This window comes from Desulfoluna sp. HI9BLuna, assembly GCF_056829775.1.
Genome location: NZ_CP186555.1, coordinates 5,059,496 through 5,075,013 on the forward strand (window position 1 = coordinate 5,059,496; position 15,518 = coordinate 5,075,013).

Annotated in this window: 15 protein-coding genes; 11 read left to right on the plus strand and 4 right to left on the minus strand. The window is 60.3% G+C overall.

Translation table 11 applies throughout. The features are described 5' to 3' along the window. Positions 1–2: 2 nt before the first annotated feature. From coxB to ACOYW0_RS20655, 4 genes are all read left to right on the plus strand, one after another. The gene (gene coxB, locus ACOYW0_RS20640; RefSeq protein ID WP_482415654.1) at positions 3–617 is read left to right on the plus strand and encodes a cytochrome c oxidase subunit II; all 615 of its coding nucleotides are present in this window, start codon (positions 3–5) and stop codon (positions 615–617) included. Then, the gene (locus ACOYW0_RS20645; RefSeq protein ID WP_482415655.1) at positions 610–1,560 is read left to right on the plus strand and encodes a UbiA family prenyltransferase; all 951 of its coding nucleotides are present in this window, start codon (positions 610–612) and stop codon (positions 1,558–1,560) included. Before coxB ends, ACOYW0_RS20645 begins: the two co-directional genes overlap by 8 nt. Before the next feature lie 23 nt (positions 1,561–1,583). Then, entirely contained in the window at positions 1,584–2,126 is a 543-nt protein-coding gene (locus tag ACOYW0_RS20650; protein ID WP_482415656.1) for a hypothetical protein, read from the plus strand. Positions 2,127–2,435: 309 nt separating this feature from the next. Further along, positions 2,436–4,919 (plus strand): diguanylate cyclase, encoded by a 2,484-nt coding sequence (locus tag ACOYW0_RS20655; protein WP_482415657.1) that lies wholly within the window; start codon positions 2,436–2,438, stop codon positions 4,917–4,919. 25 nt (positions 4,920–4,944) lie between these two features. Here the strand turns inward: ACOYW0_RS20655 and ACOYW0_RS20660 are convergent, their stop codons facing one another. Further along, positions 4,945–5,622 carry an HAD family hydrolase gene (locus ACOYW0_RS20660; protein WP_482415658.1) on the minus strand — a complete coding sequence of 226 codons (678 nt, stop codon included), beginning with the start codon at positions 5,620–5,622 and terminating at the stop codon, positions 4,945–4,947. A 257-nt stretch (positions 5,623–5,879) separates the two neighbouring features. Between ACOYW0_RS20660 and ACOYW0_RS20665 the strand changes: the two genes are divergently transcribed. Beyond that, the gene (locus tag ACOYW0_RS20665) at positions 5,880–7,487 is read left to right on the plus strand and encodes a xylulokinase (protein WP_482415659.1); all 1,608 of its coding nucleotides are present in this window, start codon (positions 5,880–5,882) and stop codon (positions 7,485–7,487) included. A 25-nt stretch (positions 7,488–7,512) separates the two neighbouring features. After that, positions 7,513–8,106, plus strand: a complete 594-nt coding sequence (locus ACOYW0_RS20670; protein ID WP_482415660.1) for a TetR/AcrR family transcriptional regulator — start codon at positions 7,513–7,515, stop codon at positions 8,104–8,106. A 34-nt stretch (positions 8,107–8,140) separates the two neighbouring features. On the opposite strand, the gene ACOYW0_RS20675 is transcribed toward ACOYW0_RS20670, so the two are convergent. The 3 genes from ACOYW0_RS20675 to ACOYW0_RS20685 form a co-directional block, all read right to left on the minus strand. Continuing rightward, the gene (locus ACOYW0_RS20675) at positions 8,141–8,806 is read right to left on the minus strand and encodes a class II aldolase/adducin family protein (RefSeq protein ID WP_482415661.1); all 666 of its coding nucleotides are present in this window, start codon (positions 8,804–8,806) and stop codon (positions 8,141–8,143) included. Between the two features lie 12 nt (positions 8,807–8,818). Beyond that, positions 8,819–9,457, minus strand: a complete 639-nt coding sequence (locus ACOYW0_RS20680) for a class II aldolase/adducin family protein (RefSeq protein ID WP_482415662.1) — start codon at positions 9,455–9,457, stop codon at positions 8,819–8,821. A 67-nt stretch (positions 9,458–9,524) separates the two neighbouring features. Next, positions 9,525–11,000, minus strand: a complete 1,476-nt coding sequence (locus ACOYW0_RS20685; protein ID WP_482415663.1) for an aspartate aminotransferase family protein — start codon at positions 10,998–11,000, stop codon at positions 9,525–9,527. A 630-nt stretch (positions 11,001–11,630) separates the two neighbouring features. On the opposite strand from ACOYW0_RS20685, the gene ACOYW0_RS20690 reads away from it, so the two are divergent. The 5 genes from ACOYW0_RS20690 (at position 11,631) to ACOYW0_RS20710 (ending at position 15,510) form a co-directional block, all read left to right on the plus strand. Further along, on the plus strand, positions 11,631–12,977 hold the full coding sequence (locus ACOYW0_RS20690; RefSeq protein WP_482415664.1) for an OmpP1/FadL family transporter: 1,347 nt from the start codon (positions 11,631–11,633) through the stop codon (positions 12,975–12,977). A gap of 161 nt (positions 12,978–13,138) precedes the next feature. Beyond that, positions 13,139–13,846 (plus strand): AzlC family ABC transporter permease, encoded by a 708-nt coding sequence (locus tag ACOYW0_RS20695; protein WP_482415665.1) that lies wholly within the window; start codon positions 13,139–13,141, stop codon positions 13,844–13,846. Continuing rightward, the gene (locus ACOYW0_RS20700; RefSeq protein WP_482415666.1) at positions 13,843–14,178 is read left to right on the plus strand and encodes an AzlD domain-containing protein; all 336 of its coding nucleotides are present in this window, start codon (positions 13,843–13,845) and stop codon (positions 14,176–14,178) included. Before ACOYW0_RS20695 ends, ACOYW0_RS20700 begins: the two co-directional genes overlap by 4 nt. A gap of 36 nt (positions 14,179–14,214) precedes the next feature. Then, entirely contained in the window at positions 14,215–14,832 is a 618-nt protein-coding gene (locus ACOYW0_RS20705; protein ID WP_482415667.1) for a dual specificity protein phosphatase family protein, read from the plus strand. A 102-nt stretch (positions 14,833–14,934) separates the two neighbouring features. Beyond that, positions 14,935–15,510: a manganese efflux pump MntP gene (locus tag ACOYW0_RS20710; RefSeq protein WP_482415668.1), complete on the plus strand. Its 576-nt coding sequence runs from the start codon at positions 14,935–14,937 to the stop codon at positions 15,508–15,510. Positions 15,511–15,518: the final 8 nt, after the last annotated feature.

The following is a 15,518-nucleotide window of genomic DNA, read 5'->3' on the forward strand; positions in this document are numbered from 1 at the left end:
TTATGCCCATGGACAATAACCCGGTGGCTCTGGTGGACCGGTCCTTCTATTTTATCATTGGGTTTTCCTTCCTGTTTCTTTTTGCCATTACCGTGGTGATGATCTGGTTCGTGATCCGGTACCGAAGGAGCCGGAACCCTTACGCATCGGATATCCGGGGCAATGTGTGGCTGGAGCTTGCCTGGACGGTGATTCCAACGGGTATCGCCATTGCCATGTTTGTGTCCGGCTGGCAGGCGTATACGGGGCTTCGGAATGTCCCGGACGGAGCCCTGGAGATCAAGGCCTACGCCCAGATGTTTTCCTGGATCTTTGTCTACCCCAACGACAAGGAGACCGAAAACGAGCTGGTGGTTCCCGTCAATGTCCCGGTGAAGATCACCCTGACATCCGAGGATGTGCTTCACAGCTTTTACCTGCCCTCATTCCGGGTGAAGATGGACGCCGTCAAGGGCATGGACACGCGGGCCTGGTTTTTCCCCGACAAAGAAGGGGAGTTCGTGTTTCACTGCACGGAGTTCTGCGGAACAGGCCACTCCACCATGGACGGCACACTGACCATTGTTTCCAAGGAGGCCTACGAAGCATTTCTTGAGGAGGAGGACGACGATGAGTGACCGCAGGACGTGCAACCGAACGGAAAGCACGGGACACGGCGGTTTCAACCAAGAGATGGAGATGGCCGTGGCAGATACGAATCCCCCACCCAGGATCGCTCCGAAGGGAAGGGTGCTCTCCTTTATTCTCCTCTCCAAAGCCTTTCTCTCGGCCCACATTGGCCTGGCGGCCGCCGCTGGCTGCCTGTTTCACCCCGACGGCGGGGTCATGCAGGCTGCCATGGCCTGGGTGGGGGTGACCATGACGGCCATGGCCGGTGCCCTGGTGAACAATATCCAGGATCGGCTCCAGGACCAGGAGATCCCTCGCACAAGGTGGCGCAAAGAGGCCCTGGAATCCGCCGGGGTCCTTGCCCTGCTCAAGGGGGCGGGTCTCATGGCCGTCCTCGGTCTCATGCTGGTGGTGGACGCAGGTGACGGCCTCTGGCCCGGGGCCATGGTCCTGGTGGGACTTTTTTTCTACAACGCGGTGTATACCCCGCTAAAGAAGAAGAGTCACCTGGCCCTGCTCCCCGGTTCCCTGTGCGGCATGGCCGCCCTTCTTGCCGGGTGGATGGTGGCCGGGGGCTCCCCCATGGACCGCGGGGCGCTTTCCGCCGCCCTGGTGGTGGGGGTGTGGCAGATCCCCCATTCCATGATCCAGAACCTCAAGCACGCCGATGAGCTGAGAAAGAGCGATCAGCCCACCATCACGAAGCTCTTCAAGGATCCGGACCTGGCCTTCGTGACCCTCATGTGGGTGATGCTTTATAATCTCTCCTTGTACCACCTCATTTTCATGGCGCCCTTTTCGGATTGGGCGCTGCTCCTGCTCTTTACCAATGCAGGCTTTCTGACCCCGCTTTTTGCCCATACCCTGTTTGTGCTCAAGAGGCCGGGCCTTGCCTTCAACTTTCTGAACCTGTCCCTGGTGGTGTATTTTATCGCCCTGATGATACCCTGAAACGACGTGAAAACGGAGAAGGGATGCCGACGATTCATGATCCGATCCCCCTTGTGGAAGAACTCTTCGTACCTTGGAAGGCGTCCCTTGCCGATGAGTACACGGGATACCGAAATCATGTGTACCGCATGCTTCACTTCTGCTTCGGCCTTGCCCGCTGCTCCGATGCGGAGCGTGAAAAGCTCTGCATCGCAGGGGTGTTCCATGATATGGGCTTGTGGATCGACGTCAGCTTCGACTACATCCCCGCATCCATCCCCCCGGCCCTGGCCTGCCTGAAGGGCCGCAACCTCTCTGCCCACTCCCATGAGATTTCCCTCATGATCTCCGAGCACCACAAGCTTCGGGAGTACAGGAACAAAGCCTTTCCCCTTGTGGAGCTGTTTCGCAAAGGCGATCTGGTGGACGTCTCCCTGGGCCTGTGCCGCTTCGGGCTTGATAACGCCTATGTCCGGGCGGTGAGGGGCCATTTCCCCAATGCCGGATTTCATGTGAACCTTGCCCGCAGGGCGGCCAGATGGGTCGTCAGGCACCCCCTGGATCCCGTCCCCATGATGAAGTGGTGACGAACGCTCCATCATTCCTCCGTTCCCAACGTTTCCTTGACCCCTCCCTCTTATGATGTGTTCCCGTGTATCCCTGTGTCTGAATGTCGAATGCGTTTGACCCGTTCTGCCCGGCGCGGAGCGAGTGACTCGGGTGTATTCATATGTCTCAGCGTGTGATACATAAATGATTTCCCGTTTAGACAAAGTTGGGGGTGGACAGGGCCCTGGGAGAGGCCCTTTGGTTTTCTTTTTTTCGTTGCGCAAGGGGGGCGTTCCGGCCGGTGTCCGGGACCCTGGTGCGGCAACGATTGCCGGAGTATGTGGTGCATGGCTGTATGTGGGTGTGTGAAGCGTGTGATGCTGGTGGGGGCCTTTGTTCTGTGCCTTGCCTTGCCGGCGGGGGCGTTTCAGGTGTCTTTGTTTGTGCCCCGGGACGACACGGTGTTCTGGGCGTCCCTTGTGAGGTTGACCCGTGCGGCGGCCCATGACCTGGCTTTGGACCTTGAGGTGTATTCGGCCGACAACCGGGGGGACATCATGCTGTCTCAGGTAGAGGCCGCGTGCGCCAAGGGCACCGACGGCATTCTTTTCATGAATTATGAAAACCTCGGCCAGCAGATCCTGGCCATATCCCAGGCCCACGGAGTACCGGCATTTCTTTTCAACACGGGTTTTTCCGATTCCCGGCTGGTCCCCAGGAAACAGTATCCCCATTGGATCGGAAGCATGACCCCGGATGATGCCCGGGCCGGGGCGCTCCTTGCCGAAGGGTTGATCCGGGCGGCCAAGCGGTCGGGCAGGAGCGATGTCCAGATGCTGGCTGTGGAAGGCAACCCCTTGGAGAAATCGTCCTCGGACCGGGTCGACGGCATGAAGGCGGTTGTGGCTGACCGTGACGACGTGACGCTGTACGGCATTGTCAGCGCCGGAAAGGGGTGGAGCCGGGGCCGGGCAAGGGACGCGGTCATGGAAGGGCTGCGCAGCCACCCGGATATCAATACCGTGTGGGCGGCAGGGGACGACATGGCCCTGGGCGCCCTGGATGCCGTACGTGAGCTGGGGCTGGACAATGGGACGGTGGTCACGGGGGGCATAGACTGGAGCTTTTCAGCCGTAGAGAGCATTCGGTCCGGTGGTGTTACCTTGAGTGTCGGCGGCCATGTCCTGGAAGGGGCCTGGTCCCTTGTCCTGATGCACGACTATCTCCACCGCAGGGATTTTTCCCGGGAAAGCACGGTCTTCAAAACCAGGATGCATGCCATCGACAGCGGCAACGTCGAGCAGGTGGCGGCCTTTTTATCCGATGACTGGGAACATGTCGATTTCGCAAGCTTCTCCAAGTACCTGAACAAGGCCCTGCTTTACCGGTTCGATCTTTCTTACCTGCTGGACTCCTTTTACCCGAAGAAAAACAGCTTTGAGCTTACCGCCGAGGAGCGCCGCTGGCTGGCGGACCATCCCACGGTGCGCCTGGGGATCGACGACAACTGGCCTCCGTTTGAGTTCATCGGACCGGAGGGGCGATACAAAGGCATGGTGGCCGATTATGTCCGGGTTTTGGAAGATCGCCTGGGAATCCGGTGCATCTACACCCGCGGGATGAGCTGGACAGACACCCTGGAGGCCATGGGAGAGCATCGCCTGGATATGATCGCCGCCATCGGTGCGATCCCCCGGCACAAGGGCTCCATGCGGCTCACCGCGCCCTTTTTGTCATTTCCCCTGGTGGTGATCACCAGCGAACAGGTGGATTTCGTGGAGGACATGGCAGCCCTTTCAGGCAGGACCGTGGCCGTGGTCAAAAATTATTCCGAGCACACCATTCTCTCTGCCGAGTACCCGGATATCAAGGTCCTGGCAACGGACAGCACGGCCCGGGCCCTGGCTGCCGTGGCCACGGGCAGGGCCCATGCCTACGTGGGGAACCTGGCCGTGGCAAATTACACCATCAAGCAGGAGCGGTTTACCCACCTCAAGGTGTCCGGCACCGTCCCCAGAACCCTGGAGATCAGCATGGGGGTCCGCAAGGACTGGCCCCTGTTTGCCGGACTGCTCTCCAAAGCCATTGAGTCCATTTCCGAGGCGGAACGGGACACAATCTACCAACGCTGGCTCCCCTTGCGCTACGAGCACGGCTTTGACTACGGGTTGCTCTGGAAGTGCCTGGGAGGCGCGGCTTTGATCCTGGCCCTTGCCTTGTATTGGAATAGGCGGCTGGCGGCCTTGAACAGGGCCTTGAAAAAGGAGATTGCCGTGCGGGTGACAGCGGAGGAGGCCTTGCGGCGGGAGCAGTCCAGGGTCAAGGTGATGGCGGTGACCGATCCTTTGACCGGCTTGTACAACCGGCGGAAATTTGCGGAGGCCTTTCCCCTTGAGATCAGTCGGCTTCGCCGCAGCGGACGATACCTCGCCTTTGCCATCATGGATATCGATTTTTTCAAGCAGTACAACGACCATTACGGCCATCAGATGGGGGACGAGGCCCTGAACCGGGTGGGGGCACTTCTCCTCCAGCGGTGCAAACGGGGCACGGACTACTGTTTTCGCCTGGGCGGGGAAGAGTTCGGGATCCTTTTCCTGGCCCGTGATTCGCAGCGGGCCCTGGCCTTTATGGAAAACATGAGGCAGGCCATTGCCGCACTGGCCATCGAGCATGCCCACAGCGGGGTCGACGATGTCCTGACGGTCTCCCTTGGCCTGGTGGTTTCCGACACCCCCACAGACATTGACGGCATGTACAAAGTCGCGGACAACGCCCTCTACCGGGCCAAAGGCGCCGGGCGCAACCGGACCGAAATGGTCTGCTGCTGAGCCAGGCCACGGGGACGTCTGTTCGTCAGGTTGAGAGGGTGTGATGGGTGATGGCCCATCCCCGTGCCAGGGCCGTCGCCTTGAGGTCCGGGGTGGGGTTCACTGCCGTGGGATGGCCCACGGCCTCAAGGAAAGCCAGGTCCGCGTGGTGATCGGAGTAGGCGTGGGATGCGGCCAGGTCGATGCCCATGGTCCGGGCCAGCTGGCCGATGGCCCGAGCCTTCTCCCCTCCGACACAGACGTTTGCAGCCGGGCGGCCGGTGCATTGATCGTTGCCGTCGGTTTCAATGGGCGTGGCGAGCCAGGCGTCGGGGGCATGGTCGTCCACAAAGGGCGCCAGAAGGTGCCCGCTGGTGGCCGAGACCACAATGACAAGGTGCCCCTGCTTCCTGTGGGCGGCCATGCAGGTCATCATCTCGGGAAAGAGCAAGGGGCTCAGGCGCTTTTCATAGAGCTGTCTGGCGTGGGCCCGGAGGCGGGACATGGGAATGCCCTTGTATGAGGCGAGGTAGATGCGATTGAAGCGGTCGTGGTCCATGAGCTTTCGCTTGTACAAGGGCTCGGCCAGAGCCACCTTGAGCAGGCGAAAGGGGTAAAGGGGCCCCGGGCAGTGGTGGCGAAGCAGGGAGAGGGCCTCCATGCGCTGGCTGTCTGCGGCGATGAGGGTGCGGTCAAAGTCGAAAAATGCGGCGGTGCGTCTCATGGATCTCCTTGGGGTGACGGGTGGGCGTCCGGGACGGTATGTACCATGTGCCTTCCCAGGGTGTCAATGTGCGGGCTGACGCAACATTCCGGGATGACGGGGGAATGGGTTGATCCCTCTTGTGGGCTCCATGGCTCCTGAAATTGTACTGACCGGTCAGTTATCCTGTTGACACCATTGCAATTCCTCGGATATGTTTTCTTTAAAAATCAGCGACGCTACCCGTTTTTCTACCTCAACCATGTGAAGGAGTGAGTGTGGATCCCGTGACCCATGTCCTTGCCTTCGATGTCGGAACCACAGGCTGCAAGACCTGCCTGTACCGTATTGGTGAGTCCCTGACCCAGGTGGGCTCCGAGGTTGCCGAGTACCCCCTCTACGTGACCGAAGACGGGGGGGCCGAGCAGCGCGTGGACGAGTGGTGGGAGGCCCTGTGCCGATCCACGCAGGCGGTCCTTGCCAAAAGCGGGGTGCCCCCAGCCGGGGTTCTGGGCATCTCGTTTTGCTGTCAAATGCAGGGGTCGGTGCTGGTGGACAAAAACGGCGAGGCCCTGCGCAACCCCATGGTCTACCTGGACGGCCGGGCCACGGAGCAGATTGCCCGATACCTGCACAAGGGGCTGTTTCGCATCAGCGGGATCAACGCCGTGACCCTCTTGAACACCCTGCGCATTACAGGGGGCATCGCGGCCACGGCCAAGGATCCGCTGTGGAAGTACCATTGGGTGAAAGACCACGAGCCCGAGCTCTTTGAAAAGGTCCACAAGTGGCTGGATGTCAAGGATTACCTTCTCCTCCGATGCACCGGTGAGTATGCCATGACCCGGGATTCCGCCCACATCACCTTTGTCTACGATACGCGGCAGGGCAGGGAAGGCTGGCATAAAGGCCTCTGCAGGACCTTTGGCGTGGACATGGCCCATCTGCCCGAGGTGGTTGAGGCCACGGACGTGGTGGGTGGGCTTTCGGAGCGGGCGGCCCGGGAGCTGGGTCTCTGCGCCGGGACCCCTGTGTTCGGCGGGGGTGGGGACGTCACACTGACGACCATCGGGGCCGGGTGCCTGGATCTTCACGATACCCATATCTACGTGGGAACCTCCGGCTGGGTGGTTTCCAACGTGGGTAAACGGTATGTGGATATCGCCCACTTCATGGCGGCGATTTCAGGGGCGATTCCCGGGTATTACAGTTACGTGGCAGAGCAGGAGACCTCGGGCGCCTGCCTCCAGTGGGTGAGGGACCACCTGGCCCTGGATGCCATCGGCGTCTACCTCAAGGAGAAGGGCATGGATGCGGAAAACGTTGACCCGGCAGCCCTTTACGCCCTCATGAACCAGGCCGTGGACGAGACCCCGCCCGGTGCGGGGGACCTTCTTTTTACACCCTGGCTCCATGGAAACCGGGCGCCCAGGGAGGACATCCGGGCCCGGGGTATTTTTTTTAATATCGGCATGAACACGGGCAAGCGCCAGATGATCCGGGCCGTGCTTGAGGGGGTTGCCTTTCACAAACGGTGGATGCTGGAGGCCATGGAGGCGCGGATTCCAAGGCAGGAGGCGGTCCGCTTCGTGGGGGGCGGGGCCCGCTCCGGGGTGTGGTGCCAGATCATGAGCGATGTGACGGGGCGGCGCATTGAGACCCTGGCCCACCCCCAGGACAGCGGCGCGGCAGGCGCTGCCGTGGTTTGTGCCGTGGGGTTGGGGATCATGCCCTCTTTTGCCGCGGCAAAGCCGTTGATCCAGGTGACAAAAACCTACGAGCCCCGCACCGAGTTTAAGCCCATGTACGACCGCCAGTTTGACGTGTTCAAGGGACTCTACAAAAAAAACAGAACACTTTTCAATACATTGAATCAGGGACGATAAAACGGGAAAAATCAATCGGAGGACCATGGATTCCGGGAAAACAAGCACCAAACGCAAGCAGATACTTGAGGCCGCAGCCACCATTTTTTCGCAAAAGGGGTTTCATCAGGCGCGCATGGACGAGATCGCCGTCATGGCCAATGTGGCCAAGGGCACGCTGTACTACAATTTTTCCAGCAAAAGCCTTCTCTTTGCCGCCACTGTTACCGAAGGGATGGAAGGGATCGTCAGGCAGATCCGGTCCGAACTGGTGTCCGATCTTCCCTTTCCCGAGCATTTTCAGCTCCTGGTGACCTCCATTGTCCGGCTCTACCTTCAGCACAGCGACCTGGCCCACATCATTTTCAATGAAATCTCAAGCGGCATCGACGATGCGGTCCTCGTGGAGATCGAGCGGGTCCGCTCCCGGTTTATCGAGTTCATCGCAGAGATGCTCGAACGGGGCCAGCAAAAGGGGTATATCAAGGAGATCGACCTGAAACTCTCTGCCGTGGCCCTTGCCGGGATCATCGACAGCGTGTGCAGCCATCTGCTTCAGCACCCCGACGAGGCCACCGAGGAGAAGGCCGTTGCAACCCTCCATGCCATGCTCTCCACCGGGTTGTTGAACGGTGAATAGGTGAGTGTCCGTGGGCATTGATGAGCCTGGGGTATTACCCCCTGTCCGCCCGAGGCACGGGTTGTGTGCGTTTTTTTGCATAGGCGAGCCGGTAGACGGTGCGCATGAGAAGGGCTTCTCCTCGGTTGATCCGGATACCGCCCCCTAAAAAGGTGGCCTCGATGGCGGCCTTGCAGTTCTTTTCCAGGACCTGGGCCACGGCACGGGCATCGTCAAAGGTTCCGGCTCCGCAGAGGGCGCCGCTGTTTTTGAGGAGCACGGCATTTCGTCCCTTCATGGCCGCCACCACCGGGGCGGTGCCCCGGCATGGCCAGGATCGGGCAACCTTTGCGGAAACGCCCACCAGCTGGGCCATGTCGTCCAGAAGGGGCGGCACCTCGCGCCCTGCCTTGGAGGCGGTGAGGATACTCAGGGGATCGGCGTGGACAAGGATGCCCAGGTCCTTCCGTTTTTTGTAGAGGGCCCCATGCAGGGGGAACCGGCGATCCGGCCTGGGGCCTGCAAGGGGAGCGCCCGTGGCAAGGTCCACCACGGCAAGGCCGTCCGGGGACAATTCGGAGAGCCCTGTGTCTTCGGGGGTGATCACCAGGCGATGTCCCAGCCGGGCGCTCAGGCACCCGGAGGTGTCGGTGCATAATCCTTCGGAAAGAAGGGCCAAGGCGTTTTCGCAGAGGGTTCGGGAGACGGACGTCATGGTCATGGGGCGCTCCTTTCAGGGGGCGGTTGTCAGGTAACAGGCATGCATCTCTTCCATGGTGGCCGCCCGGGTACCGAAGTGCCGGGCAAAGGCCTCGGCAATGAACGATTCGCAGGCCCCTTCCAGTTCTAAGGCCACCCGGAAGGCCGCCTCCATGGTGCTTCCGACACACAGGGCGCCGTGGTTGGCCAGAAGGGCCGCGTGGCGCCCCTCTTCAAGGGCCTGGCCGGCGGCTTTCATGAGTTTTTTTGTGCCGGGAAGGGCGTAGGCGGCGCAGCGAACGCTTTTGCCCAGGAGCCGGACATGGTCCTCGGAGAGCCCTGTGACCTCTTTTCGGGCGGCAGCCACCGTGGATGCGTGGCGCTGGTGGGTGTGGACCACGGCGTTGATCTCCGGGCGCCGCCTGTAGACCTCGGCGTGCATGCCTTTCTCGGAGGAGGGCTTCACGTCCCCCTGGTGGGTGAGGTCGTTGATGTGCACCGCAACGATCTCCTCGGGGGCCAGGGTCTCGTAGCTCCTGCCGCTGGGGGTGATTACAAAGGAGTGGTCGTCCAGGCGCAGGCTGATGTTGCCCCAGGTGCGGGCCACGAGGCCCTCTTTCACCAGGTCGAGGCCTGCCTGGTACACAATGTCGCGGGCTTGGCTCAGTTCCATGACGTTGTCCTGTTTTCTGGTAAGTGGGGATATGCAGACGGTAACCAGCGGCTCAAGGGCCCGGAGCTTATGCCGTTACCCCTTCGATGTTTTTGAACACGCGCTCGAACCGGGCCAGGGCGTCGTCGATGATCTCGTCGGTGTCTGCAGCCGACGTATAGAGGCGGCTTCCGGCAAGGGTGACGAGGCCTTCGGCCATGTAGGCGGCCCCCATGTGGGTCATGACATCTTTGCGGGCGTGGATCTCCTTGATCTTGGAGGGGATCTCCCATGGCCTGAAGAGGTTGATGTCAAAGAGCATGGTGCCCACGGTTTCCAGGTGACAGATGGAGCCCTGGTTGTAGGCCACAAAGGGGAGCCCGTATGTCTCGATGAGCTTCTGGAGCCCCTGGGTAAGCCGGTCCCCTGCCTTTCCTGCCGTTTCACAGGCGTTGGTCTCTTCAATCATCTTCACCGTGTGGTAGCCGGCAGCGGCGCTTAAGGGGTTGGCCGCCATGGTTCCCCCCACATGGGCCTTCTTCGATTTCTTTCCGCCGAGCCCTCCTGCCAGGCAGGCCATGTAGTCGGCCTTGCCGCCGATACCCCCCGCAGAAGGGTACCCCCCGGCCACCACCTTGCCGAAGATGGTGAGGTCGGGTGTGACCCCGAAATATCCCTGGGCCCCGTCGACGCCGATGCGAAAGGCCGTGACCACCTCATCAAAAACAAGGAGGGCACCGTAGGCGGTGCAGAGGTCGCGGACCTGGCCGTTGTAGTCGAAGTCCAGGGGCCGTGTGCCGCTCTCCGGACCCATGGGTTCCATAAAGACCGCAGCGGTTCCTCCCCGAAGCCTGTTGCGTTTGAGCTGTTTTTCAAGGGCCTCGATGTCGTTGGGGAAAACCTCCTGGGTGTATTTGAAGCAGGCCAGAGGGATGCCGTGGGACTCCAGGAACCGGATCCCCGGGATGCGGTTGCCGTAGGAGAGCTGATCGCTCCATCCGTGATACGCCCCGCCGAGCTTGATGATGTTTTTTTTCTTCGTGGCCACCCGCGCCACCCTCACGGCTGCCATGCACGCTTCGGTGCCGCTCCCCAGCATGCGGAACATCTCCACCCCGCTGAACCGGTCACAGATAAACCGGGCCAGCTTCATTTCATATTCGTGGAACAGGCCGGTACAAGGCCCGCAGGTGTTAAGCAGGTCGAGTACCCTGGCCCTGACGGGTTCGGGGTTGCTCCCCAGCACCGTGGGCCCCCCTGCCTGGAGAAAGTCGATGTAGGTGTTGCCGTCCACATCTTGGAGGTGCGCCCCTGAGGCTTTGGTAAAGGCCAGGGGGAAGGGGTAGTTGAAGGCCAGGTTGTGCTGAACCCCTCCGGGAATGATTTTGGCCGCGTCCTCCGTCATGCGTTTGGAGGTCGGACATTTCTCCTCGAAGTACGCCAGGTATCCCTCCAGGGCGACCTTGCGAAGGGTCCGGATGGGCTGGCTGATGAGGGCGTTTAGCTGTTCGTAGATTTTACCGGTGTCGTGGTACTGGCTGATGGCATATCCGGGTTTTGTCATGGTGGTCTCTGCCTCGTCGTTCCTTGATTTTTGCCAATGCCTGCTCCGGGAACGGGCCTTTCTGGGGAACGCGTCACGCTGTGGGCGTTTGCGTACGGCCCCATGCCGGGCTCCCCATGGCCCGGTTCCTGTGGCGTTTACGGGATATCCCCCTCCAAAGAATGTGCTTGGCTTAATTTTCGGTAAATACATGGAAAACGAAGTGCTCTGGAGCCACTATAGGAAAAAGGATTTTTGGGTGTCAATGAAAAACTGACTGGTCAGTTTAGTTCTCAAGGGCGGCAGGGAGAGCATGCACTGACCGGTCAGTTAATGGTTGACAAACATTGGTCGCCGAGGCTAACGTCTGTTTTGAGTGTTGGTAAACAGTGATTGTGAAAGAAATGCTTGTTTGACAGCCAAAACCTGTTTGGTCAGGTCCGGGTGCCGCCCGTGGCCTGCATACCAAACCCGTTGCATGGGCGTCAGCGTATTGGACGAAGCGACATTCATCATGAGATGGCTTTGCTTTCCATGACCCAAGCGAGTTATTGAAAGGGCCTTGCCGGCTGGGCCGTTCCGCGGCCACCTGCCTCCAGGCCCTCTTGTTTCCATGGGCGGCGAACCATCTTCACGACCAGGGAGGGTGGTATGAAACGATCGGTTCTCTTCAGTGCAGTGCTGGTGGCAGTCTGTCTTGTCTCCACGGATCTTCTGGCCAACATCGACAACCTGTCCAACATGAGTGTGGAGTGGATGCGGACCGCCAATAGGAACGCCGCAACGGACAGGGCGGATATCGTGGTCTACAACCCCGGCGGCATCACGGAGCTGGCCGACGGCGTGGCCATCAACATCGGCAACCAGAGTATGCGGCGAGAGCCGGAGCACTCCTATAACGCGGGCATGGGGGAGAAAAGCTTCGAGCAGGACGGGGACGATCCGTTTCTTCCCAATATCTATGCGGCGTACAACAGAGACAACTGGGCGCTCTGGGGTGGGTTTTATATCCCCGGGGGTGGTGCCGTGGTTGATTACCCCACCGGGTCTTATACCACCAATGTGCTGATTCCCGGGAACATCGCCAACGGGGTGGCTGACTTTATCGGCGGGGGGCTTACGGGCAATGATGTGTTTGCGACCCTTTCCACCTCCAACGAAAGCCTTGAAGCGGAATCCATGTACCTCACCTTTACCCTGGGCGGGACCTACAAGTTCAACGACATGGTGTCGGTGGCCCTGGGGGGCCGGTACATTGACGCGGACAACAGCATTGAGGGGACCGTTGCCGTTGAATCAGGCAACCCCTTGTTCAATGGTGTTATCGCTGCCGGTGGGTTCAGCGACAACAAGGTGGACGTCGAGGAGAGTGCCGAGGGTGCGGGGTATATCCTGGGGCTCAACCTTAACCTTACGGACCGGTTGAACATCGGGGTGCAATACCAGTCCAAGGTGGAACTGGACTTTGAGGCCGATGTCAAGCAGGACAACCTCGGCCTGTATGTGGACGGCGCGGAGAACCCCCGGGATTTTCCGGCCATGCTGGGGGTTGGTGTCGGTTGGGATATCCTGAAACGGTTATACCTGGAAGCCAACTACAGCTACTGGTTCCAGGAAGATGCGGACTGGGGAACAGACGCACAGGGCAGGGATATCTCGGATATGGCCGGTGACACCCAGTCCTGCGGCATCACAGGGACCATCCAGTGGACCGAGGGCCTTGCCACCAGCATCGGAACTGTCTACACCGATTTTCTCTGGAACGATATCGACGGGTATTATTCGGCCAATATCGGGTCCTACGAGGTGCTGTACTCGGACAACTGGCAGGTGTGCGGGGGCGTTTCATGGCAGATTACCAAGACGGTGGAGGTCAACGCGGCCATCGCCAGGACCATCTGGGATGATGAGACCATTACCGATCAGAACACCGGCCTCGAGATAAAGACCGAAAATGCCACCACCACCGTTGCCTTGGGTGCCAACTTTACCTTTTAACACCCCTTGCAGCGTTCTCTGGTCCGTTCATGCCACGGGCCCCGGCAGGGCCATGACGTCCTGCCGGGGCTTTTTTTGTTTTTCCCTTTCCCTTTCCTTTTCTCCGGCCATTGCTGTAAGACAGTCAGCGTTGATTTTTTTATGTATGGCCGGAGGATGTGATGGGCTGGTGTGATGAGAAGCGGGCGGTGTTTCTGGAAGGGGTGAGAGCCTCCCTTCCGTTGATGTTGGGGGTGATCCCCTTTGCCTTGATTTGCGGGATCGCCTCTGTAAAGGCGGGGCTTCCCGTGTGGCAGGCGGTGGTGATTCCCGTGGTGATTTTTGCCGGGGCGGCCCAGCTTGCCGTGACCCATCTTTTTGTGGCGGGGGCTCCGGCTGTGGTGATGGTGCTCACCGCCCTGGTGATCAACCTTCGTTTTGTGATGTACAGCGCCTCCATCGCCCCTCACTTCAAGCCGGTGCCCGGCCGCTGGCGGCCCATGCTCTCCTATCTTCTGACCGATCAGGCGTATGCCCTGTCCCTGACAAAATTCAACCAGCCCGAAGGGTGCCGGTACCCTTTTGCCTACACCATGGGGGCCGGGGCGACTGTTTTTGTGGCCTGGCATGTGTGCAACGGGGTCGGCGTGCTCTTAGGTGCCGGCGTCCCGGAGGGGTGGGGCCTTGACTTCGGGGTCCCCCTGACCTTCATGGCCCTGCTGGTGCCGGCGGTTCAGGACCGGCCGACCCTTGTGGCGGCCCTGGTTTCCGGTGTCATGGCCGTGGCTGCCGCGGGTCTTCCCTGCGGGCTCAACATCATCGCAGCGGCGCTGGCAGGCATCGGTGCCGGGATGCTCTTTGACTCCGGTGCCCAAGGGAGGGTATCATGAGCCACGACGCTTTTTTCCTGGTGGCGTTGCTTTGCGGTGCCGTGACCTTTTCCGAGCGGGGGGCTTTTCTTCTGCTGAAACGGAACAGGGAGCCTCACCCCAAGTTTACCCGGGCCCTTCGCCTGGTTCCGGCGGCCGTGCTTCCGGCCCTTGTCACACCGGCTGTGTTTCTGCACGGCGGCACCCTGGACCTCTCTGTGGGCAACCTTCGGCTCCTGGCCGGGGGCATTGCCCTTGCGGTGGCCCTCTGGAGACGAAGTGTCTTTTGGACCCTTGCCTCCGGCCTTGTCTCCCTCTGGGGCCTTCAGTGGGTGACGGGGGCGTGGGGCTGAGAGGGCTGCCTCAAACCTTTGGAGCGGGGGCATGCGATGCGAATCATCATGATTCTGGCGGTGTGTCTGGCCATGGTAACTTCAGCTTACGGCCAGGACCGGTTCAGGCCTTCGGATTGGGCGGACCCGGTGCACATCGAGGGGGTACCCAACCTGTACCGGGTCGATGAGGGCGTGTACCGAAGCGCACAGCCTTCGGCCCTCGGCATGAAGAATCTTGCTTCTGAAGGGTTCAAGACCATAGTAAATCTGAGGCTGTTTCATTCGGATACGGATGAGGCCAAGGGCACGGGGCTTCGCCTGGTGAGGGTCCCCATGAAGGCCTGGGCCCCGGATGAGCAGAGGGCCGCCCAGTTTTTTGCCATTGTGTCGGACCCCTCCAGCCGGCCCGTGTTGTTCCATTGCTGGCACGGGGCTGATCGAACCGGGGTCATGGGGGCTCTGTACCGGGTGGTGGTGCAGGGGTGGACCAAAGAGGCGGCCATTGAAGAGATGGTAAACGGGGGGTACGGATTCCACAGTATCTGGTTTCATCTGCCTGGATGGATCCGGGACCTTGACGTGGATGCCTTAAAAGAAGATCTCGCCGACGATTTTTTCCAGGCAGGGGTGATGTGCCCTTTGTTTCGTTGGATGCCCGGGCCTGTGTGTTAACCCGAAAATTCTTTAGATGGATACCCTTTCACTATGCCGACGGCTTCGGGGATGATTCCGGGGCGGTGGCTGGGGTAAGGGCCCGATTGTGATGTGTGTGCCGTGGAACTGATTCCTTTGATCTCCCTTGCCGTGGCCCTTGCCATGGATGCGTTTGCCGTTGCCGTTGCCGTGGGCATCAGACTCAAGACCGTCAACCCCAGGCAGATGTTTCGCCTTTCCTGGCATTTCGGCCTGTTCCAGGCCATGATGCCGGTGCTGGGGTGGAGCCTTGGGGTAAATGTTCGCTCCTTTGTGGAGAGCTTTGATCACTGGATTGCCTTCGGGCTCCTTGCCTTTGTGGGCGGCAAGATGATCTGGGAGGCGTTCCATGAAGACGAGGAGGCCGAGGGCGCCCAGGACCCCACCCGTTCCGTGAGCCTCGTGGTTCTCTCCCTCGCCACCAGTATCGATGCGCTGGCCGTGGGATTTTCCATGTCCGTTCTTGATGTGGCCATCGCTTTCCCCGCCGTTGTCATCGGCATAACCGCCTCAACCTTTACCCTTCTGGGGATGCAGCTCGGCAGCCGGTTCGCCTCCTCGTCCCGCCTGGGCCACTGGGCCGAGATCTTCGGCGGCGTGGTGCTTTTCCTCATCGGATTTCATATCCTCTACGAACATGGCTGCCTAGGGGGATAACGGGCGGT

Bases quoted from the DNA above. Each gene is read 5' to 3' on its own strand.
- coxB (WP_482415654.1), top strand. From the start codon at position 3: ATGCCCATGGACAATAACCCGGTGGCTCTGGTGGACCGGTCCTTCTAT.
- ACOYW0_RS20645 (WP_482415655.1), top strand. From the start codon at position 610: ATGAGTGACCGCAGGACGTGCAACCGAACGGAAAGCACGGGACACGGC.
- ACOYW0_RS20650 (WP_482415656.1), top strand. From the start codon at position 1,584: ATGCCGACGATTCATGATCCGATCCCCCTTGTGGAAGAACTCTTCGTA.
- ACOYW0_RS20655 (WP_482415657.1), top strand. From the start codon at position 2,436: ATGGCTGTATGTGGGTGTGTGAAGCGTGTGATGCTGGTGGGGGCCTTT.
- ACOYW0_RS20660 (WP_482415658.1), bottom strand. From the start codon at position 5,622: ATGAGACGCACCGCCGCATTTTTCGACTTTGACCGCACCCTCATCGCC.
- ACOYW0_RS20670 (WP_482415660.1), top strand. From the start codon at position 7,513: ATGGATTCCGGGAAAACAAGCACCAAACGCAAGCAGATACTTGAGGCC.
- ACOYW0_RS20675 (WP_482415661.1), bottom strand. From the start codon at position 8,806: ATGACCATGACGTCCGTCTCCCGAACCCTCTGCGAAAACGCCTTGGCC.
- ACOYW0_RS20680 (WP_482415662.1), bottom strand. From the start codon at position 9,457: ATGGAACTGAGCCAAGCCCGCGACATTGTGTACCAGGCAGGCCTCGAC.
- ACOYW0_RS20685 (WP_482415663.1), bottom strand. From the start codon at position 11,000: ATGACAAAACCCGGATATGCCATCAGCCAGTACCACGACACCGGTAAA.
- ACOYW0_RS20690 (WP_482415664.1), top strand. From the start codon at position 11,631: ATGAAACGATCGGTTCTCTTCAGTGCAGTGCTGGTGGCAGTCTGTCTT.
- ACOYW0_RS20695 (WP_482415665.1), top strand. From the start codon at position 13,139: ATGGGCTGGTGTGATGAGAAGCGGGCGGTGTTTCTGGAAGGGGTGAGA.
- ACOYW0_RS20700 (WP_482415666.1), top strand. From the start codon at position 13,843: ATGAGCCACGACGCTTTTTTCCTGGTGGCGTTGCTTTGCGGTGCCGTG.
- ACOYW0_RS20705 (WP_482415667.1), top strand. From the start codon at position 14,215: ATGCGAATCATCATGATTCTGGCGGTGTGTCTGGCCATGGTAACTTCA.